At 72.7% G+C, this 25776-nt stretch carries 23 protein-coding genes, 2 tRNA genes and 1 pseudogene; 11 read left to right on the top strand and 15 right to left on the bottom strand.

Annotation, left to right across the window (positions count from 1 at the left end):
• Nucleotides 1–451: 451 nt before the first annotated feature.
• Nucleotides 452–2221, top strand: coding sequence for a putative bifunctional diguanylate cyclase/phosphodiesterase (locus NEH16_RS20545; protein WP_265544251.1), 1770 nt, complete (start codon nt 452–454; stop codon nt 2219–2221).
• A gap of 3 nt (nt 2222–2224) precedes the next feature.
• On the opposite strand, the gene NEH16_RS20540 is transcribed toward NEH16_RS20545, so the two are convergent.
• Together NEH16_RS20540 and NEH16_RS20535 are read right to left on the bottom strand one after the other, a co-directional pair.
• Nucleotides 2225–3406 carry an LLM class flavin-dependent oxidoreductase gene (locus tag NEH16_RS20540; RefSeq protein WP_265544250.1) on the bottom strand — a complete coding sequence of 394 codons (1182 nt, stop codon included), beginning with the start codon at nt 3404–3406 and terminating at the stop codon, nt 2225–2227.
• 114 nt (nt 3407–3520) lie between these two features.
• Nucleotides 3521–4303: a maleate cis-trans isomerase family protein gene (locus NEH16_RS20535; protein ID WP_265544249.1), complete on the bottom strand. Its 783-nt coding sequence runs from the start codon at nt 4301–4303 to the stop codon at nt 3521–3523.
• Nucleotides 4304–4649: 346 nt separating this feature from the next.
• Between NEH16_RS20535 and ehuB the strand changes: the two genes are divergently transcribed.
• The 7 genes from ehuB to NEH16_RS20500 all read left to right on the top strand — a co-directional run bounded on the left by ehuB (nt 4650) and on the right by NEH16_RS20500 (nt 10506).
• Entirely contained in the window at nt 4650–5552 is a 903-nt protein-coding gene (gene ehuB / locus NEH16_RS20530) for an ectoine/hydroxyectoine ABC transporter substrate-binding protein EhuB (RefSeq protein WP_073965057.1), read from the top strand.
• A 19-nt stretch (nt 5553–5571) separates the two neighbouring features.
• Nucleotides 5572–6306, top strand: a complete 735-nt coding sequence (ehuC, locus tag NEH16_RS20525; protein WP_073965056.1) for an ectoine/hydroxyectoine ABC transporter permease subunit EhuC — start codon at nt 5572–5574, stop codon at nt 6304–6306.
• Entirely contained in the window at nt 6303–6947 is a 645-nt protein-coding gene (gene ehuD, locus NEH16_RS20520; protein ID WP_073965055.1) for an ectoine/hydroxyectoine ABC transporter permease subunit EhuD, read from the top strand. The genes ehuC and ehuD overlap by 4 nt, the downstream gene beginning before the upstream one ends.
• Nucleotides 6944–7759: an ectoine/hydroxyectoine ABC transporter ATP-binding protein EhuA gene (gene ehuA, locus NEH16_RS20515; RefSeq protein ID WP_265547281.1), complete on the top strand. Its 816-nt coding sequence runs from the start codon at nt 6944–6946 to the stop codon at nt 7757–7759. The genes ehuD and ehuA overlap by 4 nt, the downstream gene beginning before the upstream one ends.
• A 182-nt stretch (nt 7760–7941) precedes the next feature.
• Nucleotides 7942–8700 carry an IclR family transcriptional regulator gene (locus NEH16_RS20510; protein ID WP_073965053.1) on the top strand — a complete coding sequence of 253 codons (759 nt, stop codon included), beginning with the start codon at nt 7942–7944 and terminating at the stop codon, nt 8698–8700.
• A gap of 62 nt (nt 8701–8762) precedes the next feature.
• A tRNA-Lys gene (locus NEH16_RS20505) sits at nt 8763–8836 on the top strand.
• Nucleotides 8837–8967: 131 nt separating this feature from the next.
• Nucleotides 8968–10506, top strand: a complete 1539-nt coding sequence (locus NEH16_RS20500; RefSeq protein WP_265544248.1) for an MFS transporter — start codon at nt 8968–8970, stop codon at nt 10504–10506.
• Between the two features lie 82 nt (nt 10507–10588).
• Here NEH16_RS20500 and NEH16_RS20495 read toward each other — a convergent pair whose 3' ends face one another.
• From NEH16_RS20495 to NEH16_RS20485, 3 genes and pseudogenes are all read right to left on the bottom strand, one after another.
• Nucleotides 10589–11179, bottom strand: a complete 591-nt coding sequence (locus NEH16_RS20495) for a lytic polysaccharide monooxygenase auxiliary activity family 9 protein (protein WP_073965051.1) — start codon at nt 11177–11179, stop codon at nt 10589–10591.
• Nucleotides 11180–11344: 165 nt separating this feature from the next.
• Complete coding sequence (locus tag NEH16_RS20490; protein ID WP_265544247.1) at nt 11345–13063, bottom strand: SPFH domain-containing protein; 1719 nt, start codon at nt 13061–13063, stop codon at nt 11345–11347.
• 25 nt (nt 13064–13088) lie between these two features.
• Nucleotides 13089–14401 (bottom strand): annotated as a pseudogene (locus NEH16_RS20485) (peptidoglycan-binding protein).
• A gap of 196 nt (nt 14402–14597) precedes the next feature.
• On the opposite strand from NEH16_RS20485, the gene NEH16_RS20480 reads away from it, so the two are divergent.
• Nucleotides 14598–14671: transfer RNA gene (locus NEH16_RS20480), tRNA-Lys, on the top strand.
• A gap of 295 nt (nt 14672–14966) precedes the next feature.
• On the opposite strand, the gene NEH16_RS20475 is transcribed toward NEH16_RS20480, so the two are convergent.
• From NEH16_RS20475 to NEH16_RS20455, 5 genes are all read right to left on the bottom strand, one after another.
• Entirely contained in the window at nt 14967–15647 is a 681-nt protein-coding gene (locus NEH16_RS20475; protein ID WP_265544246.1) for a class F sortase, read from the bottom strand.
• A 1-nt stretch (nt 15648) separates the two neighbouring features.
• Nucleotides 15649–16203, bottom strand: coding sequence for a hypothetical protein (locus NEH16_RS20470; RefSeq protein WP_073965047.1), 555 nt, complete (start codon nt 16201–16203; stop codon nt 15649–15651).
• A 107-nt stretch (nt 16204–16310) separates the two neighbouring features.
• Complete coding sequence (locus NEH16_RS20465; protein ID WP_073965046.1) at nt 16311–17099, bottom strand: HAD-IIA family hydrolase; 789 nt, start codon at nt 17097–17099, stop codon at nt 16311–16313.
• Between the two features lie 122 nt (nt 17100–17221).
• On the bottom strand, nt 17222–18289 hold the full coding sequence (locus NEH16_RS20460; RefSeq protein WP_265544245.1) for a hypothetical protein: 1068 nt from the start codon (nt 18287–18289) through the stop codon (nt 17222–17224).
• A 681-nt stretch (nt 18290–18970) separates the two neighbouring features.
• A complete protein-coding gene (locus NEH16_RS20455; RefSeq protein ID WP_265544244.1) occupies nt 18971–20143 on the bottom strand; it encodes an ROK family transcriptional regulator in 1173 nt (390 codons plus the stop codon).
• On the opposite strand from NEH16_RS20455, the gene NEH16_RS20450 reads away from it, so the two are divergent.
• Both NEH16_RS20450 and NEH16_RS20445 read left to right on the top strand, forming a co-directional pair.
• Nucleotides 20142–21272, top strand: a complete 1131-nt coding sequence (locus NEH16_RS20450) for a Gfo/Idh/MocA family oxidoreductase (RefSeq protein WP_265544243.1) — start codon at nt 20142–20144, stop codon at nt 21270–21272. The two genes, NEH16_RS20455 and NEH16_RS20450, sit on opposite strands and share 2 nt — an antisense overlap.
• The gene (locus NEH16_RS20445) at nt 21269–21748 is read left to right on the top strand and encodes a heme-degrading domain-containing protein (RefSeq protein WP_073965042.1); all 480 of its coding nucleotides are present in this window, start codon (nt 21269–21271) and stop codon (nt 21746–21748) included. Before NEH16_RS20450 ends, NEH16_RS20445 begins: the two co-directional genes overlap by 4 nt.
• 63 nt (nt 21749–21811) lie before the next feature.
• On the opposite strand, the gene NEH16_RS20440 is transcribed toward NEH16_RS20445, so the two are convergent.
• From NEH16_RS20440 to NEH16_RS20420, 5 genes are all read right to left on the bottom strand, one after another.
• Entirely contained in the window at nt 21812–22672 is an 861-nt protein-coding gene (locus NEH16_RS20440; protein WP_265544242.1) for a fumarylacetoacetate hydrolase family protein, read from the bottom strand.
• A 133-nt stretch (nt 22673–22805) separates the two neighbouring features.
• Nucleotides 22806–23576, bottom strand: a complete 771-nt coding sequence (locus NEH16_RS20435; protein ID WP_265547279.1) for a YidC/Oxa1 family membrane protein insertase — start codon at nt 23574–23576, stop codon at nt 22806–22808.
• 96 nt (nt 23577–23672) lie between these two features.
• Nucleotides 23673–24008, bottom strand: a complete 336-nt coding sequence (locus NEH16_RS20430) for a DUF6412 domain-containing protein (protein ID WP_265544241.1) — start codon at nt 24006–24008, stop codon at nt 23673–23675.
• Between the two features lie 66 nt (nt 24009–24074).
• A complete protein-coding gene (locus NEH16_RS20425; protein WP_265544240.1) occupies nt 24075–25577 on the bottom strand; it encodes a sodium:solute symporter family protein in 1503 nt (500 codons plus the stop codon).
• Entirely contained in the window at nt 25574–25732 is a 159-nt protein-coding gene (locus NEH16_RS20420) for a DUF3311 domain-containing protein (protein WP_073965037.1), read from the bottom strand. The genes NEH16_RS20425 and NEH16_RS20420 overlap by 4 nt, the downstream gene beginning before the upstream one ends.
• Nucleotides 25733–25776 lie beyond the last annotated feature (44 nt).

Genomic DNA, 25776 nt, shown 5'->3' with positions numbered 1-25776 from the left:
CGGGGAGCGGACACCTGGAACCCTCCCGTCCACCTTGTGGCGTTACAGCCGTTTCGTCACGTTGGACTCCCCCAGTCGTGTCGGACGCCCCCGCGCTCGTTTCCTTCACGGACAGTCACAATCGATCACCCGCGTAACGCGAGAGAACAGAGGTGCGCAGAAACAATCAGTCGGGGACAAACCGGATCCGCGTCCGCATGGGCCGTGCGAGTCGTGAGCGGAGCCTCCGAGGGCCGGGGCGCTGGATCGGCCCCGGGCGCGCCCTCTATGCTTCACCTCGCTTTCCTGCGCGGATTCCGCCTCTGACGACGGCACTCCGCGCGGCGGGCAGTCCGGCCGGAGATGGCCGGGACAGAACTGCAGGGCGGAGCGAACGGTGAGCGCAACCTCCGAAGGGCCGGGGCCCGAGGCGCCCTCCGCACAGCGACCCGGCATCACGCAGAGTCACCGAATGTGGCCGCCCGGCGCGTCCACCGCCGAGGCGCACGACTACCGGGCCGCGTTCCGCGCCGCGACCCTCCCGATGGCCGTGGTCGACCACGAGGGCCTGATCGTCACCGCCAACGAGGCGCTCGGCGCGCTCGCGGGCACCGGGGCCGCGGCGCTCACCGCGCAGTCGGCGGCCGACCTGGTCGACCTCGCGGCGGACGCCCGCGCCTGGCACGCGTACCGCGAGGTGCTGCGCGGCCGACGCTCCCGCTTCCGCTGCACCCGCCGCCTCAAGCACCCCGACGGCCGCTCGCTGTGGGCCGAGATCACCGTCGTACCGCTGGCCGACACCCGGCCGGTGCCCCGCGACGAGGCGCCGGGGCAGGTGCTGTTCTCCGTCGCGGACGTCAGCGACCGGCGCGAACTCCAGAAGCGGTTGCGCCACCTCCAGATGCACGACCCGGTGACCCGGCTGCCCAACCGGGCCCTGTTCTTCGAGCGGCTGTCGGCGGCCCTCCGCACCCCGCCCCACGAGGACGGCGCCGGCTCCCGCGTCGGGCTCTGCTATCTGGACCTGGACGGCTTCAAGGCGGTCAACGACACCCTGGGGCACCGCATCGGCGACCGGCTCCTCGCGGCCGTCGCCGCCCGGCTCACGGACTGCGCGGAGCAGGAGGGGGCGTATCCGTCCGGCGCCCCGCTGGTGGCCCGGCTCGGCGGCGACGAGTTCGCGGTCCTGGTCGAGGAGTCCACCGGCACCGAGCAGCTGACCGGCCTCGCGCGCTCGGTGCTCGGCGCCCTCCAGCAGCCGTTCGACCTGGGCGGGCAGCGGCTCTCGGTGTCGGCGTCGATCGGGGTGGTGGAGCGGCCCGTCGCGGGCACGACGGCCACCGGGCTCATGCAGGCCGCCGACACCACGCTGTACTGGGCGAAGGCGGACGGCAAGGCCCGCTGGACCCTGTTCGACCCGGAGCGCAACGCCCACCGGATGACCCGGCAGGCGCTGTCCTCCACGCTCCGCCCGGCCGTGGAGCGCGGTGAGTTCACCATCGAGTACCAGCCGCTGGTCGGCCTGGCGGACGGGGTGGTGCGCGGGGTCGAGGCGCTGGTGCGCTGGAACCACCCGCAGTTCGGCATGCTCTCGCCGAATCGGTTCGTCGCGATCGCCGAGGAGGACGGCTCGATCGTGCAGCTCGGCCGCTGGGTGCTGCGCTCCGCCTGCCGCCAGGCCAGGCGCTGGCAACTGGACCACCCGGAGCGGCCGCCGCTGTTCATCAGCGTCAATGTCGCGGTGCGCCAGGTCTGGGACTCCGACCTGGTCACCGACGTCGCGGAGATCCTGGCGGAGACCGGGCTCGACCCGGCGCTGCTCCAGCTGGAGCTGACCGAGTCGGCGGTGATGGGCTCGGCGGGCCGCCCGCTGCGGGCCCTCCAGGCGCTCAGCGACATGGGCGTGCGCATCGCCATCGACGACTTCGGCACCGGCTACTCGAACCTCGCCTACCTGAGCCGCCTCCCGGTCTCCGTGCTCAAGCTGGACGGCGCGTTCGTGCGCGGTTTCCGTTACGAGGACGGCACACACCCCAGCCCCGCCGACGAGACGATCGTCGAGGCCATGGTCGAGCTGGCCCACCGGCTGGGCCTCACCGTCACCGCGGAGTGCGTGGAGACGGCGGGCCAGGCGGAGCGGCTGCGCCGGATCGGCTGCGACACCGGACAGGGCTGGCTCTACTCGCGCGCGGTGGCCCCGGAGCGCATCGCCGAACTGATCGGGACGCGCCCGGGGGCGTGATCCCTACAGCTCGGGCATGCCGTACGCGTCGGCGATCAGGCCGTAGCTGTGCAGCCGGGCCTCGCCGCTGTGGGCGTTGGCGGTGATCATCAGCTCGTCGGCGCCGGTGCGCTTGGCCAGGTCGTCCAGGCCGGAGCGGACCTCGTCGGCGGTGCCGTGCACGATGTTGACCAGCCAGTTGTCCACGAACTCGCGCTCCATCGGGGAGAAGGCGTACGCCTCCGCCTCCTCGGGCGTCGGTACGAGACCGGGCCGCCCGGACCGCAGCCGGAGCATCGAGAGCGCGCCGGTCAGCACCTGGCGCCGGGCCTCGCGCTCGTCGTCGGCGGCCAGCGCGGCGACGCCGATCAGGGCGTACGGGGCGTCCAGCACCGTGGACGGCTTGAAGGAGTCCCGGTACAGCTCCAGCGCCGGCACGGTGTTCTGCGCCGAGAAGTGGTGCGCGAAGGCGAACGGCAGCCCGAGCACCCCGGCGAGCCGGGCGCTGAAGCCGGAGGAGCCGAGCAGCCAGATCGGCGGGCGCGCCGGGGACTGGACGCCGCCTTCGGCGGTGGCCTGGACGGGTCCGGGGACCGCGTGGATGCGGGCGTAGGGGTGCCCGTCGGGGAAGTCGTCGTCCAGGAACCGGGTCAGCTCCATGAGCTGCTGCGGGAAGTCATCCCCAAGGTCTCGGCTTCGCTCGACCAGGGGAGACCCCACTGCGCCCTCGTTGAGCCGGTCCGTGCGCCGGAGCGCCGCCGCCGTGGCACCGTCCGTGCCGGGCGCGCGGCCGAGGCCCAGGTCGACGCGGCCGGGGGCCATCGCCTCCAGGGTGCCGAACTGCTCGGCGATGACCAGCGGGGCGTGGTTGGGCAGCATGACGCCGCCCGAACCGAGCCGGATGCGCTCGGTGCGGGCGGCGGTGTGGGCCAGGATCACGGCCGGGGACGAGGAGGCGACGCCGGGCATCGAGTGGTGCTCGGCGACCCAGTAGCGGTGGAAGCCCCGGCGCTCCGCGAGCCGGGCGATCTCCACGCCGGTGCGCAGGGCCTGGCTCGCCGTGCGGCCCTGGCCGACGGTGACCAGGTCCAGCACGGACAGCGGCACGGGGGCGGTGCCCCGGGCCGTGCCCCGGATCTCGTCGCCCTGGACGTCGCCGTCCCGGGTCGCCTCGCCCTGGATCTCGTCGCCTCGAATCTCGTCCACGTCTGGCCTCTCCGGTGGTGCGCGTCGGTGCTCGTCTGTCCGGAGAGCACGAACAGGAGGAGGGCTCCGTTTATTCCGGCTCGGTTTGTTCCGGACCCGCCCCTTCCACCGCTGCTACTGACTCTTCTTGCTGTGCGCGTAAGCCCGTCCGCTCCCCCGGCTCACCGGGGCCGGCGGCTGCTCGCGGTGGGCGAAGAGCGCGCCGAGCCTCGGGGCCCAGGCCGGGCGGTCGGCCAGGCGCAGGGCCTCACGGGCCGCCACCTGGTTCGCGGTGAGGACGGGCTTGCCGAGCGCCTCCTCCAGCTCGGGGAGGTGGGAGACGGTGTGCAGGGCCGTGTCGGGGATCAGGACCGCCTCGGCCTCGGGGCGGTCGGCGGCCCTGGCCAGGTCGAGCACCTGCTCCGCGCTCCAGGCGGCGGCCTCGGCGGCCTCGGTGACGCCCGCCGCGTGGGTGCCGGTCACCTCCACGCCGGTCTCCCGGAGGAACGCGGAGAACCGTTCGGCGACCGCTTCCGGGTAGGTCGCGGCGACGGCCACGCGCTCGGCGCCCAGCTTCCGCACCGCGTGCACGAAGCCGATCGAGGTGCTGGACGCGGGCACGCCCGCCGCCCGGGCGAGGGCCGCGGCCTGGTCGTGGGCGCCCTGCCACCCGTACAGGAAGCTGCCGCCGTCGCAGGCCCAGACGATGGACTGGACCCCGGAGCGTTGCAGCTCCTCGATGCCCGCGGCGAGCCGGCCGGGGGTGCCCAGGGCGCTCAGGGGCTCCTCGCGGTAGGTGGCGTCCGGGCTCTCGGTGTGATGGACGACGAGTCTGATGGTGCTGTCGAGAAGGATCTCCATCCGCGGGTAGTCGTCCTCGGCGAAGTGGCCCGGGTAGAGGAATCCGACGGTCGTCATGTCCACCCTTTCTCTGCGCCTGCTGTGCGCGTCCGTGCCGCGCGGAACACCGGCGGCACTGACCGGTTTCCCCGCTCCTGTTCCAGTATTCCGCCATCCGCCCCGGTTATCGCCCCGGGCGGCGGAGGCGCGCATGAACGGCGGCCGGACGGGCACCCGTCGCGGTACGGAGCCGGGGTCCGGGACATCCCGCGCAATCTCCGCCATCCCGCCTGCCCGCGGACACGGGAAGGTCACCCTCCGGCCACCGTTCGATTACATGCGCCTTCTTCCTGAATAGAAACCCCGGATCGGGCAGGCGCCAAGCCTGTCCGGACTGTTCGACTGCTTCAGGAGATTGCGAACCATGGCTGACTTCCCGAACCTGTCCCGCCGGGGATTTCTCAACCGATCGGCAGCGGTGGGCGGTCTGCTCGTCGTCCCCGGCCTCCTCGCCGCGTGCAGCAAGACCGGTGAGGGCTCCGCCGACGGCGAAGGCGCGCTGGAAAAGCTCCGCAAGCAGGGTTTCGTACGGGTCGCCTACGCGGATGAGGCGCCGTACGGCTACATGGAGGGCAAGGAACTCAAGGGCGAGGCACCCACGTTGCACCGCGAGATCTTCAAGGCGCTGGGCGTGGACGAGCTGAAGCCCACCCTCTCCGAGTGGGACAGCCTGATCCCCGGCCTCCAGGCCGGCAAGTACGACGTGGTCAGCGCCGGTATGGCCATCACCCCGGAGCGCTGCGCCAACGCCCTCTTCTCCGAGCCGGAGTTCATCTCGCCGACCGCGATGATGGTGAAGAAGGGCAACCCGAAGAAGGTCACCGACCTGGCGTCCGCGAAGGAGGCCGGGATCACCATCGGAGTGATGGCGGGTGCGGTGGAGGGCTCGTACGCCAAGGGCGCCGGCATCCCCGAGGGCAGGATCAAGACGCTCCAGAAGCCGCAGGACGGCGCGGACGCGGTCAAGGGCGGCCGGATCGACGCCTTCCTGCTGACCGGGATCTCGCTGCGCTGGCTCGCCAAGACCAACGAGGGCACCGAGGTCACCGAGGCGTTCCTGCCCGAGCTGGACGGCGCCAAGCAGTACAGCCCCGGCGGCGCGGTCTTCCGCAAGGGCAACGAGGAGCTGCGCGACGCGTTCAACCGCGAGCTGAAGAAGATCGTCGCCGACAAGTCCCGCTATGTGGAGCTGCTGCGCGACTACGGCTTCGGGGCGACCGAGCTGCCGCCGGCCACGCTGAAGACGGCCGATCTGTGCAAGGGCTGACAGGGACGGGGCCCACCGCATGAATGATTTCTTCTCGGCCTTCGCCGACGATCTGCCGCAGCTGCGGTCCGGCCTGTGGGTGACCCTGGAGGCCACGGTGTTCGGCGCCCTGGCGGCGCTGGTCCTGTCGTTCGTCCTCGGCCTGATGTCGCTCAGCCGGCTCATGCTGTCGCGCGGGGTCTCCCGCGTGGTCGTGGAGTTCTTCCGCGGCACCTCGCTGTACGTCCAGCTGTTCTGGCTGTACTACGCGATGCCGCAGCTGACCGGGTACGAACTGACGCCGCTGGTCTGCGGGGTGCTGGCGTTCGGCCTCAACTACGGGGCGTACGGCGCCGAAGTGGTGCGCGGCGCGGTCAACTCCGTACCGCGCGGGCAGTACGAGGCGGCGCTCGCGCTGAACATGTCGCCGCTGCACCGGATGCGCAAGGTGATCCTGCCGCAGGCGTGGGTGCAGATGATCCCGTCGTTCACCAACCTGCTGATCCAGCTGCTGAAGGCGACGCCGCTGCTGTGGCTGATCTCGGCGGCGGACCTGATGACCGCCATCGAGAAGCTGCGCAGCCGTACCGGCGAGACCCTCACCGCGTACGCGACGCTGCTGGTCTGCTACTTCGTCCTGGCCTACGCCCTGACCCTGCTCATGAACCTGCTGGAGCGCTCCGCCAAGCGGCGGCTCGGTCTCGCGGCGGGCGGGAAGAGCCTGCTGAAGAGCCGTAGCGCCGTGTCCGCCGCCCAGGCCGGAGGTGCCCGGTGACCAAGGACTTCGACTGGGGCGCCGTCGGCGACGCGTTCCCCCTGCTCCTCGACGGGTTCTGGACGACCCTGCTGGCCACGGTGTTCGGCACCCTGGTCGCGGCCGTGCTCGGGCTGGCCATCGCGGTCGCCGGGCGGGCTCCGAGCCGACTGGTGACGGTGCCCGTGAAGGCGGTGATGGAGTTCATCCGCTCCACCCCGCTGATCGTGCAACTCGTGGGCGCGGCGGCGCTGTTCACCTCCGTGGAGCCGCTGACCGTCGGCATCGTGGTGCTGGGCGTCCACTACGCCACGTACACCTCCGAGGTGTACCGCGCCGGGATCGACGCCGTGCCGAAGGGGCAGTGGGAGGCGTGCCGGGCGCTGTCGCTGACGCCCCGGCGGACCTGGCAGGCGGTGATCCTGCCGCAGGCCGTGCGCAACGTGGTGCCCGCGCTGGGCAACTACGCGATCTCGATGTTCAAGGAGACGCCCTTCCTCGCCGTGATCACCGTGCACGAGATGGTCTTCCAGGCACGCGACTACGGCACAAAGCACTTCGTCTACACCGAGGTGTTCACGCTCGCCGGCCTGATCTTCCTGGTCGCGAGCTACCCCACGTCCCTCCTGATGAGGAAGCTGGAGAAGCGCCTTGGCCACTGAGCCCTCCCCCTGCAGAAGAACGCGGCCACGGCCCCGAGGACGTCGGGCACCCGCTCGTCCGCTTCGACAAGGTCGTCAAGCGCTACGGGGACCACACGGTCCTGGACGAGCTGGACTTCACCGTCGAGCGCGGCGAGCACGTCACCCTGATCGGGCCCAGCGGTTCGGGCAAGACGACGATCCTGCGCCTCCTGATGACGCTGGAGCGGGTCAGCGACGGCGTGATCTGGATCAACGGCGAACCGCTGACGCACCTCCGGGCGCCGGACGGCTCGCTGAAGCCGGCCTCCGAGAAGCACCTGCGCGCCGCCCGCCGGAAGATCGGCATGGTCTTCCAGCAGTTCAACCTCTTCCCCAACATGAAGGTGCTCCAGAACATCACCGAGGCGCCCGTCAACGTCCTCGGCATGGACCGGGACAAGGCGGAGGCCCGGGCCCGGGAGCTGCTGGACCTCGTCGGGCTCTCCGGCAAGGTCGACGCGCACCCCTCGCAGCTGTCCGGCGGGCAGCAGCAGCGGGTCGCGATCGCCCGGGCGCTGGCGATGGAGCCGGAGATCCTGCTCCTGGACGAGGTGACCTCCGCGCTGGACCCGGAGCTGGTGGCGGGGGTGCTGGAGCTGCTGACGGACATCGCCCGGAACACCGACATCACGATGCTCTGCGTGACCCACGAGATGAGTTTCGCCCGGGACGTCTCGGAGAAGGTGCTGATGTTCGACGCGGGACGGGTCGTGGAGTCCGGTTCGCCGGAGAAAATATTCTCCGATCCCTCGCACGAACGCACGCGCGAATTCCTCAACGCGGTGCTGTGACCTCGGCATCCGTCGCTCGCGCATGACTTTGGCATATGCCAAACGGGTGCGCCCCTGCTGACAGCTGCGGGGCGCACCCGCGAGTCCGCCGCACACCCCCCTGAACAGGCCGTCGGCGGCTATCGTGGGGGCGAGGCCGGGGCCGCGAACCGGCCTGCGGTCCCGACTGGCAGGGGGAATCCGTGGTGTTGAAGCCCGAACCGACCGCGCCGTTCCACTCGGTGCAGTACGCCCTTCGCGTTCTAGAAACGGTCTCCAAGCACGGCAGCGGGGTCACCGAGGCCCAGCTCTCCCGGGAGACGGGGCTGCCCGCCGGCCACCTCACCTCCCTGCTGCTGACGCTGCGCCGCGAGGGCTACGTCGAGCAGATCACCGACGGGGCCTATGTCATCGGCGCCTCGCTGCTGCTCCTCGGCTCGGGCGCGGCCCGCCGCCAGGCCCTGGAGTCCAAGCTCCAGCAGACCCTGGCCCAGCTCCGCGACTCGGTCGGCGCGGCGGTCTACATCAGCCGGTACGTCGACGGCGAGATCCGCGTCACGCAGTACGCCGACAGCCCGCTCACCCCGGCCGTCAACGAGTGGGTGGACTTCAGGTCGGCGGCGCACGCCTCGGCGATCGGCAAGTGCCTGCTGACGCAGCTCGACCAGAACGGCCGCCGCGACCACATCGCCCGGCACAAGACGCCCCGGCTGACCTCGCGGACGATCACCAGCGAGAAGGTCCTCTTCTCCAAACTGGACAGCCAGCCGGCCACGGTCCCGGTGCTCGACCTCCAGGAGTACGCGGTCGGCACGGTGTGCGCGGCGGTGCCGCTGACCGCCGGGTCGTCGGCGGGCTGCCTGGCACTGTCGATGCCGGTGAAGGACGCCCACCGGCTGCGCGCGGCGGCGGACACGCTGAACCGGCGCGCGGCCCCGATGCTGCTCTCGCTGGCCCTGTAGGACCGGCGGGGCGGCTGGTCATCAGCACCCCTCCGGACCAGGTATTATTTTCACGTCAGCAAGCGCCGCTAGCTCAGTTGGTTAGAGCAGCTGACTCTTAATCAGCGGGTCCGGGGTTCGAGTCCCTGGCGGCGCACAGACAACGCACGAGGCGGTTTCCGTATCCACGGAGACCGCCTCGTGCGTTTTGTGCTGCCCGCAGTCATGTACGAACGTTTTACACAGTCGTACTAGACAGATGTTTTAAACAGCCGTACATTCCTTGGCATGACGAACCCCACGAGCACCACCGCCGCCCCCGGCGCACTCGCCGGACGTCGGGAGTGGACCGCCTTCCTGGTCCTGCTCCTCCCCCTCCTCCTCGTCTCGATGGACGTCTCCGTCCTCTTCTTCGCGATCCCCTCCATCGACCGGGACCTCGCCCCCAGCGCGACCCAGCAGCTGTGGATCTTCGACGTGTACGCCTTCGCCCTGGCCGGCCTCCTCATCACGATGGGCTCCCTGGGCGACCGCATCGGCCGCCGCAAGCTGCTGATGATCGGGGCGCTCGCCTTCGGCGCCGCCTCGGTCTGCGCCGCCTACGCGAACAGCCCGGAGATGCTGATCGCTGCCCGGGCGGTCCTCGGCATCGGTGGCGCGACGCTGATGCCCTCGACGATCGGGCTCGTGCGCAACATGTTCCGGAACGAGCAGCAGCGGGCGAAGGCGATCGGCATCTGGTCGGGCGCCATGGCCGGCGGGGTTGCCCTCGGCTCGGTGCTCAGCGGGGTGATGCTCCAGCACTTCTGGTGGGGCTCGGTCTTCCTGATCAACGTGCCCGCGATGGTGCTGCTGCTGGTGCTCGTGCCGCTGCTGGTCCCGGAGTTCAAGGACCCGGACCCGGGCCGCTTCGACTTCCTGAGCGTCCCGCTCTCCATGGGCGCGGTACTGCCGGTGGTCTACGGCATCAAGGAGAGCGCCGCCCACGGGTTCGACATCGCCTGGGCCTCGGTGATCGCCGCCGGGCTGGCCGTCGGCTGGGTGTTCGTCCACCGGCAGCGCACCCGCTCCGACGCGATGATCAGCCGGGAGCTATTCCGGGGCCGGGGCTTCGGCACGGGGATCGGGCTCAACGCGCTGGCCGCCTTCGCGATGATGGGCTCGGCCTTCTTCACCACGCAGTACCTTCAGTCGGTGCTCGGCATGAGCACGATGGAGGCCGCGCTGTGGAGCCTCGCCCCGTCCCTGGCGGTGGGCGCGGCGGCGCCCGCGGCGACCGCGCTCGCCCAGCGGGTGCAGCGGGCGTACGTGGTCTGCGGCGGGTTCACCGTCGGCGCGGCGGGCTTCGGGGTCTTCACGCTGGCCGGGACCGATTCACTGGTCCTGCTGCTGATCGGCTCGGCCGTGATGAGCAGCGGCATCGTCGCGGTGATGGCGCTCGTCTCGGACATGGCCATGGCCGTCAGCCCGCCGGAGAAGGCCGGCTCGGCCGCCTCGCTCCTGGAGACCGGGCAGGAGTTCGGCGGGGCGCTGGGCATGGCGCTCCTGGGCGCCGTCGCCACCGCGGTCTACCGGGCGGACATGCCCGCCGCCGCCCCCGAGGTCGCCCGCAAGACCCTGCCGGGCGCGCTGGCCACCGGCGACGAGTCCCTGATCGCGATCGGCCGGGACGCCTTCGTCCACAGCATGCGGTACGCGTCGGTGACCGGGTCCCTGATCCTGCTGACCGGTGCGGTGCTCGCGGCGACCCTGCTGCGCCGGGCGACCCGGACGGCGCCGGCCGCCGAAGCGCCGGCCGCGGCTCCGGTCCCGGCCGCCCAGGTCTGAACCGTGCCGGCACGGCGAAACCCCGGGGAGCCTTGGGCTCCCCGGGGTTCGCCGCGTCAGAACCGCACGTCAGAACCGCACGTCAGAACTGCACGTCCGAGCACGCGTAGAACGCGTTGGCCGTGTCCGCGATGTTCCAGACGCTCAGGATGATGTGCTTCCCGGACTTCTGGGTCGGGATGGTGCCCTGCTGGGTCAGCGTCGCCGGGGGCTGCTGGTTGTTGTACGGCACCGTCATGAAGGGCTGCGGCTCCAGGTCGGCCCGGGTGAGCGGCTTGGTGGGGTCCCAGCCGTTCTTGGTGATGTAGTAGCGGAAGTCCGTCGTGGCGTGCCGGGCGGTGAACTGCCAGCGGAAGCTGAAGCCCTGACCAGCGGTCACCTTGGTGGCGGGCCAGTTGCCGCCGCGCGGGTCGTCCAGCTGGGCGAACTCGCCGTGGCCGCCGGAGCAGATCTTGCCGTCGGCCGGACCGGCGGCCGGGAAGCCCTTGGGGCCCTCGACGCTCTGCGGCTCCCACTGGATGTTGCCGCAGCCGGTCACCGTGCCGTTGGCACACAGCTTCTGACGGCTGATCGGGTTGTCCGTGTAGCCGTGGCTGCTGGCGCTGCTCGTCGCGAACATCGAGACGCCCGCTACCGCGAGACCGACCAGGGCCGCGCTTGCCTTCATACGCATGTGATGTCGCTCCTCGGATCGTGGGGGGAGTGGGGATTCCATGAGCACTGCTGCGTACGCGCGTTCTGCGGTCTAGACCAAGGCTTAGATTATTGCCGTGCCTTGACCATGTCCAGACCAATGAGCGCGGTATTCCGGTTGCTCCGGAACCTCCCCCACGCCTCCTCAGTTGCCGTCGCCCCCGGTTCGCCCGGTGTAGAAGGCCACCGTCAAGTCCTTGACCAGCGCCTTCCGTTCGTAGTCGTCCAACTCCACGAGGCCCCGTTCGGTGAGCCGGCTGACGGTGTCGTCCACCGCGTCCACCACCGAGGTCAGCACGCTGTCCCGGTGCCGCGCGTCGATCGCCGCGATCCGGCGCCGCTGCATGGCCGCCGCCACCTCCGGCGCGTACTCGATCCCGGTCGGCTGGGCCGAGTACACCTCGACGCCGACCGGCTCGCAGTCCGCCTTCAGCATCCGGGTCAGCGCGTCGCCGACCGCCTCCGCGTTGCGCAGGGTGTGCGCGTCCTCGTGGAAGGCGTCGGCGGGCAGCTGGGACAGGACCCGGGCCATCGCGGCCTCGACCTGCTCGCGCAGATACGCCTCGTGGTCCTCGATCCCGAGCGCCGCCCGCACGGTGTCCTTGACCCGCCACACCACCTGGACGACGACCCGCAGCGCCGTGCCGTTCGCGTCCACGGCGGGCAGCGGCTCGCTGCGCCAGTGCCGCAGCCGTACGTCGATCCGGCGGCGCAGCAGCAGCGGGCTGACCCACACCAGGCCGGTGCGCCGGACGCTGCCCCGGTACTGCCCGAAGAGCGTGAGCACCCAGGCGTGCCCGACCCGTCCCCTGCCGAGGCCGCCGAGCGCGAAGAGCACGACGGCCGCCAGGAAGACGAGCGCCGCCCAGGCGCCGGTGGGCAGCCCTTCGTACGGACGCGGCCCGAGCCCGACCCGGGCGAGCACCGAGGCCGGGACCACGCCCGTCCACCACAGCACCGCGCCGGCCGCCGCGACCCCGCCGAAGCCGGTGAGCAGCGCGGCCCAGCCGGGCAGCGCGGGCCCGGGCCGCTCGCGCAGCCGGGGGTCGGCTTCGGGGGCGGGCCGGGTCGAGGGCCGCACCTGCGGCGTCCTCGGCACGGGCGGCCGCCGCACCCCGGCCCCGGGGTCGCCCCCGCCCGGCCGCACGACGGCGGGCGGCACGGCGGCGGCCCCGGTGCGCCGGTCCTCGCGGAAGAGGAGGTGCACGGGGATGGAGGCGGTGCGCTCGTTGGCGATGACCGCCTGGTGCCGGCCGCTGTCCCGGACCGGGTCGGGCGGCCCGGGCACACGCGCCCCGGCGAGGGCGAGGGCGGGCTCGGGGCGGGGAGCCTCCACGAGGGGCGCGGCTTCCACGGGCGCGGCGTCCTTCACGGGCTCCGGCGCGACCGCCTCCGCAGGGCGCGCGTCCTCGGGCTCCGCGTCCTGCGGCTCCTCCGGGCGAGCCTCGACCGGCACCGACACCGAAGCCGAGGTGGCCCCCAGCGAGGCCCCGCGGTCCTCCTCCCCCGACGGGAGATCGAGCACCAGATCGACGACGGAATCGGTGTCGTCACCGCCCTCCGAAGCGTCCGGCTCCGCCGGCTCCCCGACCTGCACCACCACCTCCTCGTCCGAGGGCACCGAGACCGACACGGGCCTGAAGAGGGGAGGTGGCTCGGGCGCGCGGGGCGCGGCCGGGGTCGCGCCCCGCACCGGCAGCCCCTCGGCGACCGGCGGCTCGTCCGCCGCGGCGCCCGCCGCCCACGCGTCCGTGACGCTGCCCGCTCCGCCCGGGCCGACCCATTCCCGTACCGGGACCGTCCCGTACTCCGTCTCCTGGCCGTACTCCGGGTTTCCGGAGCTGTCCGACACCGTGGATCGCATTTCCGCCTCCGTCATGTCCGTCGTGTCACGCGAAGAGTCGCCGCCAGGTCTCCGGGCCCGGATAGCCGTCGGCCTCCGTCCCCCGCCAGCCCTGGGCCTTCTGGAAGGTCTCGACATTGCGCCGGTCCGCCTCGGTCCACCGGGGGCTGGGGCCCAGCCGGTAGTGCGCGCCGTACCCCTTCTTCACCAACTGTTTTCCGAGCCGGTCGACATGGCTGTTGGACTGACCCGGCCGGAAATAGCCCCGCCCGGGGAAGGCCGGGGCCGCCTTTGCGCCGCCCTGGCCGCCGCCGGCGGCGGGGATGTCCCGGCCGGTTCCGGTCACCAGCAGCTTCCAGGTGTGGGGCCGGGGAGGCCGTCGGCCTCGGCGCCCTTCCACCCCTGGGCCTGCTGGAACGCCCGGGTGGCCCGGCGGTCGGCGTCGGTCCAGACCGGGTCGGGACCGATCTTGTAGAAGCGCTTGCCGCCCCGCGCGACGAGCATCTCGCCGAGCCGGGTCACGTACGCGTTCTTCGCGCGGGGCCCGAACTTCGCCGCGCCGGGGAAGGTGTCCTTCTCCGCCTCGCTGCCGGACTTCCCCGTGCTCAGGCCCTTGTAGCGGTAGGCGACGTAGCTCGCGGAGTTGGTCCAGTACGCCATGGGCGTCGTCTGCCTGCGGGTGTGCGGCTTGGTCTGCTCGTACGCCGTGTAGTGGGTGTGCGCGGAGGTGGTCCAGCCGCCGAAGATCGTGACGTGGGAGCCGTTCCCGGGGTCGGCGAGGTTGTGGAAGAGCAGGATGTCGCCGGGCTGGAGGTCCTCGCGGGCGATGCGGGTGCCGTACGCGGCGAGGCTGCCGGTCCACTCGTTGCCCGGCAGGTTCCAGGCCATCGACACATAGCCGGAGCAGTCCTGCCGGTACCCGTCCGTCCAGTACTTCGACATGCTGTACGGGACCTGCGCGTCCAGCCACTTCTTCGCGCGGTTGATGATCTCGGTACGGGTCGTCGCCCGCGGCTCCGGCGCCGAAGCCTGGGACGCCGACGGCCCCGGCGAACCGGCCCCGCGCAGCGGACCCGGCAGCCCCTGGGGGCTGTCCGGCAGCGGGCCGATGCCGGTCGGCACCCCCGTGCCGGGCACCGGGGCGGGGTCGGCGGGCGCCCCGGCGGACTCCGCGGCCGCGCCGCCGAGCACCACCCCGGCGGCGGTGACCAGCACCATAGCGCGCCGCGCGCCGTGCGCGGCCGGGTGTCCCCCGTACCGCACGGACAGTCCCCCGGCGACGGTCCGCCGCTGGTCGGCGCAGCCGCGACAGGGGCAGTCGATGGCGGGTACGTACTCCTCGAAGGCCGGCACAGTCATGCGATTCCCCTCCGCAGTCGTCAAGTTCCTCGGGCGCATCTGCTCGGGCGTCAGCGTGGCAAAGGCCGTGACAGTCATCACGACATACCGCAGTTTGACGGATAGAAGGGAAAAAACGACCATCCGACAGGCCGGGAAGCCGAGGGGATGGTCAGGAGCACCGCTGGGGATCGGGTAGAGTTTTCCAGGTCAGCAGGCGCCGCTAGCTCAGTTGGTTAGAGCAGCTGACTCTTAATCAGCGGGTCCGGGGTTCGAGTCCCTGGCGGCGCACGCACAGCCAAGGCCCCCTCGCTTCGCGCGAGGGGGCCTTGGTCGTTCTTCCGCGCCCTCCGCAACCGCTTCACCGCGTGCGGAGGGTGACCGGTTATCGACGTAACGTCAGTAAGCGGTTGGGCGGACGCGGACCGCCCGCCTACAGTGGGGGGTGCGGCGGACCCGGACGCCACCGACCTCCCGTGTCCGCGCCGGGCCACTCCCGCGGCCCGCGCACCGCGGTCGAGGACCGGCCCGGCCGCCGCCCGGGGAACGGGCGGCGGCCGGGCCGGGTACCGGTCCTCCGCGCGGATCAGGCCGCCTTCGCCGCGCCCTTCTCCGCGGTCAGGTAGGCCGAGACGACGACGTTCGCGGTGTACGAGTGGGACTTCTGGTCGTACGTGCCGCCGCAGGTGATCAGCCGCAGCTCCGCCCGCCCGTCCTTGCGGGGCCCGTACGCCTTCCGGGCGTCGAACCGGGCACGGGTGAGGACCTGCACGTCGTCGATGGTGAACTCGGCGACCGTGCCGTCCGTGCGGGTCACGTCGACCTTCGCGCCGGGGCGGGCCGCGCTGAGCCCGTAGAAGACGGCGGGCTTGGTCTCGGTGTCGACATGGCCGACCAGCAGGGCCGGCCCCTCGGCGCCGGGCCGGGTGCCGTCGCCGTACCAGCCGACCGTCTGGGGCGTGTCGAAGGACGGCGGCTCGATGGCGCCCTCCGCGTCCAGGCCCCGGGAGACGACGGGGGCCTCGACGCCGAGGGAGGGGATCTCGACGCTCTTCGGGGCGACGCCCGCGATCGGCGCGTGCGCCGGGGGCAGCGGCACGCCGAGCGGGCGCCCGACCGCGGCGACGTCGCCTGTGGTCGGGGCCGAGCCGATGCCCGAGCCGTCCGTGATCCCGCGGCCCCAGAGCCACAGGCCCAGCAGGATGACGGCCCAGGTCACTCCGGTGAGCAGCCTGCCGCGCCCCGCCGTCTCCTCCGGTGCGGACATGTCAGTCGGCCGCCGGACGGCGACGGCGCACGCTGCGGAAGGCGACGGCGACGGCCGCGACGGCGGCCAGCCCGAGGCCGATCACCTCGTGGGCGGTGCCGGGGCCGTCCTGGTCGGCGGTCTCGCTCGCGAGCACGGCGGTGCCTCCGCCGCCCGCGTGGACCGGGGCGATGGGCACGGGCCGCTCGCGGTGCACGACGGTGAGGGTCGCGGTCACCCGGGTGTGCTTGTCGCAGATCGCCTGGACGTCGTAGTCGCCGGGCTCGGCGTCCGCGCTGATCCGGGCCTCGGCGTACAGCGCGCGGTCGCCGCCGGACGAGAACCGCGCCTCGGAGACGAAGGCGTCGGAGTTCGCCTTGGCCTCCTTGGCCTTGCAGCCGGTCAGCTCCAGCTCGACCTCGCTGCCCGGGGCGGCGGACGAGGGCGAGACCGACAGGGCGGCGCGGGACCGGGAGTCCTCGTGGCCGGAGCCGGATTCGGCCAGTGCCGAGGGGATCGGCACCAGGGTCGCCGCGGCCAGTGCGGCGGCACAGAACGTGAGCGGTATGGAACGCATCGTGAACCTCCTGATGGAAGGTTCACGCCTGCGGGCGCGTTCCGCATCCGCAGCGCGGGGGCGCTGGGCCGGTGGAGTGGGCCCGCTCCCCCGCGCGTCCGCCGATATCAGCCCAGGTCGACGAGGTCGACCAGGTCCGCGATCGAGTCCACGACCGTGGACGGGCGGAACGGGTACTTGTCGATGTCCGCGACCGTGGTCAGCCCGGTGAGCACCAGGAAGGTCTGCATGCCCGCCTCCAGACCGGCCAGCACATCGGTGTCCATGCGGTCACCGATCATGGCGCTGGACTCGGAGTGCGCGCCGATCGCGTTGAGCCCGGTCCGCATCATCAGCGGGTTCGGCTTGCCCGCGAAGTACGGCGCCTTGCCGGTCGCCTTGGTGATCAGGGCGGCGACGGAGCCGGTCGCGGGCAGCGGGCCCTCGGCGGAGGGGCCGGTCTCGTCCGGGTTGGTGCAGATGAACCGGGCGCCCGCGTTGATCAGCCGGATCGCCTTGGTGAGCGCCTCGAAGGAGTACGTACGCGTCTCGCCGAGCACCACGTAGTCCGGGGCGTGGTCGGTGAGCACGTACCCGATGTCGTGCAGCGCGGTGGTGAGCCCGGCCTCACCGATGACGTACGCCGTGCCGCCGGGGCGCTGGTCGTCCAGGAACTGGGCGGTGGCGAGGGCGGAGGTCCAGATGTTGTCCACGGGCACGTCCAGGCCCATGCGCTTCAGCCGGGCGTGCAGGTCGCGGGCGGTGTAGATCGAGTTGTTGGTCAGGACCAGGAAGGGCAGTCCCGAGTCACGCAGCCGCTTGATGAAGGCGTCGGCGCCGGGGATCGGGGTGCCCTCGTGGATGAGGACCCCGTCCATGTCGGTCAGCCAGGACGAGATCGGCTTGCGCTCTGCCATGTGGGACTCCAGTTGCCGTACGCCAGGTGCGGGGACGCCGGCGGCACCGCGTTGTGCAGCGCCGACGCTCCTGAGTTTAGGCCGACTGTTCGATCTGGAGGTACTGGCTGACCGCCTGGTGATCAGTGGTGCGCGCGGCGGACCCGGCGGGTGGCGAGCACCATCGCGCCGCCGCCGATCAGGAATCCGGAGACGGTGAGGGCGGGCAGGGGTACGGGGACGGAGATGCCGGTGGCGGCGAGCTGCGGGACCCCCGCCGGGTCGGTGCCGGGCGCCACGGGGCGCCGGTTGGTGCCGGTCGTGCCCGGGTCCGCGTGCCCCTCGTCGCCCTTGCCCTTCACCGTGCCGCTCCCCTCGTCCTCGTCCTCGTCCTCGCCGGTGCCGCCTACGTGCTCCCGGCCCGTCCCGTCCGCGCTCTCGCGGTCGCCGTCCGTCTCACCGGTCCCGGTGGTGTCCTCGTCGGGCTCCTGCTCGACCACGGAGAACGGGTAGTCCTCGGACTCGCCGACCCACTCCCCGTCGCCGCCCGTGCCGCTCCCGCCGCCCCGGCGCTGGACGATCGCGGCGTTCGCGGTGATCCGGCCGGGGCTCGTGTCGGAGGTGAAGGCCAGCCGGACCTGGACGGTGACGGTACGTCCGGCGGGCACCGTGAATCCGGGGAAGGCGTCGTCGCCCTCCCCGCCGAAGACCCCGATGTGCTCGTCCCGGTCGGTCGTCTCCCAGGTCACGCGGTGCTCGACCCCGGGGCGGGCGCGCTCCGAGAACTGGAGCTGGATCTGGTCCGGCGTCAGCGCCCGTTCCTCGTCGGTGAGGACGAGCACGGGGTGGATCGCCCGGCAGGACTCGGTGGTCGTGTTCGTCAGGTCCAGGAACCAGGTGCCGTAGCCGCCGCCGGACGCGTAGGTGTCGGGTCCGCCGTGGATCCGGGTGTCGATGGGGAAGCCGTCCGACGCGAAGGTGCCGCAGGCGGGCTGCTGGTCGGCGGTGGCGGACCCGGGCACGCCCGCCCGGATCGGCCCGCCGGCCGTCCCGGCGACCGCACTGCGCTGCGGGGCGGCGGACGCGGTCGCCCCGCCGAGGACCACGGGCATCACACTCGCGGCGACGAGCCCGAGCGCGAGCCCGTGCCGGGTGCGCCCGGCCCCGGGAGTTTCGTTGGCCTCGGTGGGCTCGGCGGATTCGGGGGGCATGGCAGGGCAGCCTCCACTTCGTACGGCAACGACCGGTCGGGCCGGGGCCGCCGCGTACGGCGCACCCCCGGCCCTCGGGGCGGCCGACCCTGCCACGCGCGCGCGAGCACCCACCGCAGGCATGCCGGGAAGCCGCCCGGAGGGGGGTACGGGTGCGCCCGGACGGCGGAGGGGGCGCGGCGCGCCCGGACGACGCGAGGCGGAGGGGGGCTCCGACGCGGGGGCGCGGGGCGGGTGCGCGGCGCGGGGCATCTCGGATCAACCGGGTGCAGCCCCGCCCCGGCCCTCCGGGCTCTGCCCGCACGGGCAGGCTCCGTCGTTGCCCTGCCCCCAGGCGGACTCGGTCCGTCAGCGCACCGCCGTCACCGCGCGCTGCGGGGGCTGGGGCAGTCCGGGCCGGGACGGCGGGCACGGCGCGGGTGCGATCCGGGGCGGTGCGAGGCCGGGGCATGCGCCCCGCTCAGCCCGCCGTAGGCTCCCCGGCGCGGGTGCCCCGGCGCGAGGGCATCTCGGATCAACCGGGTGCAGCCCCGCCCCGGCCCTCTCGGCTCTGCCCGCACGGGCTCGGACGGGCAGGCTCCGTCGTTGCCCCGCCCCGGGTGGGATCGGTCCGTCCGCGCGCCGCAGTCGCGCGGTCGGACCCGGCCCGGAGGGGCATCGCGGGGCCGCGGGCGCCCCCGGTCAGCCCGTCGCAGGCGCCTCCGCCGGGGTCACGCGGCCGAACAACGGGGCCAGTACCAGTTGCGCCGCGCCCTCCGCGACCGGGCGGTCGCCCTCGCGGTGGGCCGTGACCGGGACCGGGGTGCCCCGCACCCCCTCGCGGGGGGAGCGTTCGTCGAGGACCGCGCGCACGCCGCGTACGTACGTGTCGGGGTCGGCGGCGACCGTACGGCCGCCCAGGACCACGCGGTCGATGTCGAGGAGCCCGACGAGATTCGCGGCGCCGGTCCCGAGCACCCGCGCCGCCTCGGCCGCGTCGCCCCGGCGGGCGGCGGCCAGGCACAGCGCCTCCAGGCAGCCCCGGCCGCCGCAGCCGCAGCGGAGGCCGTCGAGCTGCACGGTCTGGTGCCCGAACTCGCCCGCCCCCGTCCGCTCCCCCCGGTGCACCGCGCCGCCGAGGACAAGGCCCGCGCCGAGGCCGGTGCCGAGGTGGAGGTAGGCGAAGTCGGCGGGGCCGTCCGCGCCGAGGGCGAGGCCGAGGGCGGCGGCGTTGGTGTCCTTGTCGAGGACCACGGGCAGCCCGGTCCGCGCGGCGAGCGCATCGCGCAGCGGGAAGCCGTCCCACTGCGGGAACCCCGTGACGCGGTGCAGCACCCCGCCCCGGTGGTCCAGCGGCCCCGGGGCCGCGACGCCCACCCCGAGCACCGGCAGCGCCCCGTCCCCCCGCACGGCGGCGACCGCCCCCGCGGCGGCGGTCAGCACCTCGTCCGCCGGGGCCCCGAAGTCCAGCGGAGCCGTAACGCTTTCGGCGACGACGCCCGCGAGGTCGACCAGGACCGCGGTCAGCCCGTCGCGGTCCAGGTGCAGCCCCACCGCGTGCCCCGCCTCGGGGACAAGCCGCAGCACGGTCCGGGGCTTGCCACCGGTGGAGGCGCGGCGGCCCGCCTCCGCGGCCAGGCCCTCGGCGCGCAGCCGGGCGGTGATCTTGCTGACGGCCTGCGGGGTGAGCCCGGTGCGCTCGGCGAGTTCGAGCCTGCTGATGCCGCCCTCGCCGGCCACCCGCAGCAGGTCGAGGACGAGGGCCGCGTTGTGGCTGCGCAGGGCGGGGAGGTTCGCGCCGGTGGTGCTCCTGTTCACGGACCCATTGTGGCCCGCGCTTGCACTTTGGCAACAGCGTTGCCAAAGTGGAGCCATGACCTCCCACACCTCCGGCACCCCCTTGCGCGTCGGACTCGTCGGCTTCGGCCTGGCGGGGTCCGTCTTCCACGCCCCGCTGATCACCGCCACCGAAGGACTGGCCCTCGACACGGTCGTCACCCGCGACGAGCAGCGCCGCGCCGAGGCCCTCGCCGCCTACCCCGGCGTACGGTTCGCCGACTCCCCCGACGAGCTGTGGCAGCGGGCGGACGAGCTGGACCTGATCGTCATCGCGTCGCCGAACAGGACCCACGTACCGCTCGCCCGGGCGGCCCTGGAGGCCGGGCTTCCGGTGGTCGTGGACAAGCCGGTCGCGGGCACGGCGGCCGAGGCGCGTGAGCTGGCGGCGCTCGCCGAGGAGCGCGGACTGCTGCTCTCGGTCTTCCAGAACCGCCGCTGGGACAACGACTTCCTCACCCTGCGCGCGCTCCTCGCGGACGGCGCCCTGGGCGAGGTCCAGCGCTTCGAGTCGCGCTACGAGCGGTGGCGCCCGCAGCTGAAGGGCGGCTGGCGCGAGTCCGGCGACCCCCAGGAGATCGGCGGGCTGCTCTACGACCTGGGCAGCCATGTGGTCGACCAGGCGCTGACCCTGTTCGGCCCGGCGGCCCAGGTGTACGCCGAGTCGGACCTGCGGCGCCCGGGCGCGGCGGCCGACGACGACACGTTCGTGGCGATCACCCACACCTCGGGCGTCCGCTCGCACCTGTACGTGAGCGCCACGACGGCCCAGCTCGGCCCCCGCTTCCGGGTGCTCGGGTCGAGCGCCGGCTTCGTGAAGTACGGCCTCGACCCCCAGGAGGCCGCGCTGCGCGAGGGCGCCCGCCCGGCCCCGGGCGAACCCTGGGGCGAGGAGGGCGAGGAGCTGTGGGGCCGGCTCGGCGCGGGCGAGTCCCCGCTCACGGGCGGCGGCACCCCGGTCCGTACGCTCCCGGGCGACTACCCGGCGTACTACGCGGCGGTCAATGACGCGCTGCGCGGGACGGGCGACAATCCGGTGACCGCCCTTCAGGCCGCCGAGGCCCTGGACGTCCTGGAGGCGGCCCGCCGCTCGGCCCGCGAGGGGGTCACCGTCACCCTGGGCCCCCTCGGCGCCTCCACCCACGCAACCGAGGAGCAGTCCGTATGAACCCCACCGCTCCGACCATCTCCGAACTGATCGCCCAGGAGCGCCGGCTCACGCTGCCGCACTTCGGCTACGACGACGCCTACGCGCTCGGCGGGCTGCTGGTCGCGCTGGCCCGGGAGCGGCACGCCCCGGTCGCGATCGACATCCGGCGCGGGGCGCAGCAGCTGTTCCACGCGGCGCTGCCCGGTTCGAGCGCGGACAACGACGCGTGGATCGACCGCAAGCGCCGGGTGGTCGAGCGGTACGGCGAGAGTTCGTACCTGGTGGGGACGCGGTTCCGGGCGAAGGGGACGACGTTCGACGAGGCGTCCCGGCTGGACCCGGACGTGTACGCGGCGCACGGCGGCTCGTTCCCGATCGCGGTCGAGGGCGCGGGCGTCATCGGCTCGGTGACGGTCTCGGGGCTGCCGCAGGCGGAGGACCACGCGCTGGTGGTGGAAGCGCTGGAGCAGTTCGTCTCGCGGATCGACGGCTGACGTGAAGCGGAGGGGTGGGGACCGTACGCGACGGACCCCACCCCTCCGATGTATCGGGCGCGCCTACGCGTCCTTCAGCTCCTGCCGCTGCCGGCCGAGTCCGTCGATCTCCAGCTCCACGACATCGCCGGCCCGCAGATACGGCTTGGGCTCGGGCTGCCCCATGGCGACGCCGGCCGGGGTGCCGGTGTTGATGACGTCGCCCGGGTAGAGCGTCATGAAGTGGCTCAGATAGCGGACGACCTCGCCGACCGGGAAGATCTGGTCGGCGGTGGTGCCGTCCTGCTTCAGCTCGCCGTTGACCCAGAGCTTCAGCGGGAGGGCCTGCGGGTCGGCGACCTCGTCGGCGGTGACCAGCCAGGGGCCCAGCGGGTTGAACGTCTCGCAGTTCTTGCCCTTGTCCCAGGTGCCGCCGCGCTCGATCTGGAACTCGCGCTCGGAGACGTCGTGCGCGACCGCGTACCCGGCGACGTGGGCGAGCCCTTCCTCCGCCGTCTCCAGGTAGCGCGCGGTGCGCCCGATGACGACCGCCAGCTCGACCTCCCAGTCCGTCTTCGCGCTGCCGCGCGGCACGAGCACGGTGTCCTCGGGCCCGACGACGGTGTCGGGGGCCTTGAAGAACAGGATCGGCTCGTCAGGGATCTGCGCCCCGGTCTCCGTGGCGTGGTCGTGGTAGTTCAGCCCGATGCACACGATCTTGCCGATGCGGGCGAGCGGCGGGCCCACCCGCAGCCCCTCGGCGTCGAGCGCCGGAAGCCCACCGGGCGCGGCTGCGGCTCCACGCACCCGGGCGAGCGCGTCCTCGTCGGCGAACAGGGCGCTGTCGATGTCGGGGACGACGCCCGACAGGTCACGCAGGGTTCCGTCCTCGTCCAGCAGCGCCGGTCGTTCCGCGCCCGCCGTACCCACACGAAGCAGCTTCAAGAGTCGTTCTCCTCGGTCGGGATCAGGCCCGTCGGATGGGTGGCGGCCATCGCAGGCTTGTCCGATCCTCCAAGACGTCCGATCACTCCGCAAGACCCTGTTCACAAACTGGACCGCCCCGGCCCCGGCCCGGTTACGCGACCGTGGCGACCGCGGCCCCCGGCGCGGTCATGTCGCGGTACAGGAAGGCCCGCTCGATCGCGGTCCAGGTCGTGCTGGTGACCACGTACAGCGCGGCGGCCAGCGGCACGAAGGCGACGGTGAAGAGGGTGAAGAAGGACATCAGCGGCATGAGCTGGTTCATCGCCCCCATGCCGGGCACCGGCTGCCCGTCCGGGCCGGTGGGCGGGGTGACCGGGTTGGCGGCCATCTGGCGCTTCGTACGCCCGTAGTTGAAGGTGGCGACGGCGGCCACGATGGCGAAGAGGCCCAGGTAGACGAGGCCCTGCGCGCCGAAGAGCCCGCCGTGCCCGAGGGCGTCGTGCCAGCGCTCGCCGAGCGGGGCGTCGAAGAGCTGGTGGCCGAGGAGCGAGTTGGCCTTGTCACCGATCCTCTGGCTGGAGAAGAGGTGGTAGAGCAGGAAGAACGCGGGCATCTGGAGCAGGCTCGGCAGGCAGCCGGAGAGCGGTGAGACCTTCTCCTCGCGGTGCAGCTCCATGAGCGCCTTCTGCATCCGCTCGCGGTCCTTGCCGTGCTTCTTGCGCAGCTCCGCGATCTGCGGCTGGAGCCGGCGCTGCGCCTTCTGCCCGCGCGCGGCGGCCCGCGAGAGCGGGTGCACGGCGAGCCGGACGAGCGCGGTGAACAGGACGATCGCGGCGGCGGTGGACGCGCCCTGGAAGAGGGGGTGGAGCAGGTCGGCGAGGGCGCCGACCAGGCTGGCGAAAGCGGACATGAAGGCGGACATGGGTGAGCCCTCCGGGGGTCTCGTCATGCGGGAAGCGAGGAGTACGTGCTTCGGCGTGACGGGTCCGCGAAGGGCCTTCAAAAAAGGGCGTTGTCCTTACGCGGCCGTCAGGAGGGCACGGCCCGGTGCTCGGGGGCGGCGGCGCCCCTGGGCGTCCGGGTCCCGTTGCGGGAGGAACGCGGTGCGCTTCTCCCGGTCGCGCATGGCGGTGCGCACCCGGGTGCGGGGCACCGGGGCGGCGCAGCGGGCGCTGATGACCGAGCAGGCGACGAGCGCGGTGCCGGCGGCCGCCGTGGCGGCGAGCGCGACGGCGGCGGAGAGGCTGCCGCCCTCGGCGAGGAGCACCTCGGTGAGCAGGAAGAGGAGCAGCCCGGCGGGGCGCAGGACGCGGGAGAGGCCGTCGCGTACGCGGCTCATGGCGTCGGTGCCCATGGGCGGTGCCTCCCTTCCGTATCCGCTGCTGTCGGTCCATCCGTTATACACGACCGGCCGGACGGGTCAACGTGCGTTGACGGCCACCCGGTCCGCCTCCAGCTCGTCCCGGGCCAGCACCTCGTCGTCCGGCCGTGCGTCGCGCTCGCGCGGACCGGCGTACGTCACCGCCAGCGCGACGGCCAGGTTGGCGGCGAGGGCGACGATGCCCGCGTTCACGCCCCAGACCGGGTCGTGCTCCGTGAAGACGAACCCGCACACCACGCCGACCCCGACGACGAGCCCGGACAGCGCCCCGAGCAGCGTCAGCCGCCGCCACATCAGCCCCAGCAGCACCATGGGGAGCAGCTGCGCCATTCCCTCGTACGAGATGAGCGAGAGGCGTACGAGGGTGTTGGGGGCGGTGTACGTGAGGAGCAGCGCGAGGGAGCCCGCGGCCACGACGACCAGCTGCGCGGCGCCCTTCTGCCGGCGTTCCCAGCGGGGCACGAGCGAGAGCACGCTGCGGCCCCACATCGTGCCGATGACCAGCATGAACACGGCCATGGGCACGATCGAGGAGAGCGCGGCGGCGACCCCGATGACCCCGACGGACCAGGCGGGCAGCGAGTCCGTGACGAGCTTGAAGAGCGCGAGGTTGGACTCGGCGCCGACGAGTCCCGGCACGACGAACAGCGCCGCCATGCCGAGCAGCATGGGGACGAAGAGGAGGACGTTGTAGGCGGGCAGCCACATCGCGTTGCGGCGCAGCACGTCGGCGTTCTTGGCGCCGAGGTAGCCGGCGACGGTGGTCGGGAAGATCACGACGGTGAGGGAGTTCAGGAACGAGGTGGTGATGAACCACGCCTGTCCGAGGCCGCTGTCCCCGTGGCCGGGGAAGGTCAGCCACTCGCTCTTCTCGGTGACGAGCCGGTCGAGGAAGGGCCCGTAGCCGTCGAAGTAGTGCACGGGCACGTAGATCGCGAGGAAGCCGAGCGTGACGATGACCAGCAGGTCCTTCAGCACGGACACCCAGGCGCTGCCGCGCAGCCCGCTGACGACGACGAAGCCGGTGGTGACGGCGAAGGCGATGAAGTACGCCCAGTTCAGGCTGATGGTGCCGTACGAGATCGTGGAGACGACGACGCCCATGCCGGTGATCTGGAGCTGGATGTACGGCAGCAGGAACACGGTCGCGAGGACGGCGACGAGCGCGCCGAGCCAGGGCCGCCCGAAGCGGTGCGCCACCATGTCGGTGATCCCGACGAGACCGTGCTTGCGCGCGTACGCCCACAGCATGGGCCCGACGACGTAGCCGACGGCGTAACCGCAGGACATGTACGCGACGACGTAGAGGACGGGCGCGCCGTAGTTGTAGCCCCAGCCGGCGGCGCCGAGGTAGCTGAAGCTGGTGTAGCCCTCGCCGGCCATCAGCACCCAGATGAAGACGCTGCCGAGGCTCCGCCCGCCCACCGACCACTCGGCGAGCCCGCCCCCGCCGCCGCGTCTGCCGCGTACGGCGAGCAGCCCCAGGGCGACGGTGGCGACCATGAAGACCCCGAAGACGGAGGTCGCGACGGCGGCGTTCACCGGCGGTCACCCCGCCGGGTCAGCCATACGGCGACGGGGGTCAGGAGGGTCGCCCCGAGCAGCCAGAAGAAGAGGAACGGCAGCCCGAGAACGACGGGCCGGACCCGGTTCACGAACGGCAGCACCCCGAGGTAGAGCACGTAGGGGACCAGCAACCACAACAACTGCGGACGTCGTCTGAGCACGAGGGAACACGTTA

This window comes from Streptomyces drozdowiczii (assembly GCF_026167665.1).
Lineage (GTDB): Bacteria > Actinomycetota > Actinomycetes > Streptomycetales > Streptomycetaceae > Streptomyces > Streptomyces drozdowiczii_A.
This window is presented reverse-complemented; position numbering and strand designations above follow the sequence as displayed.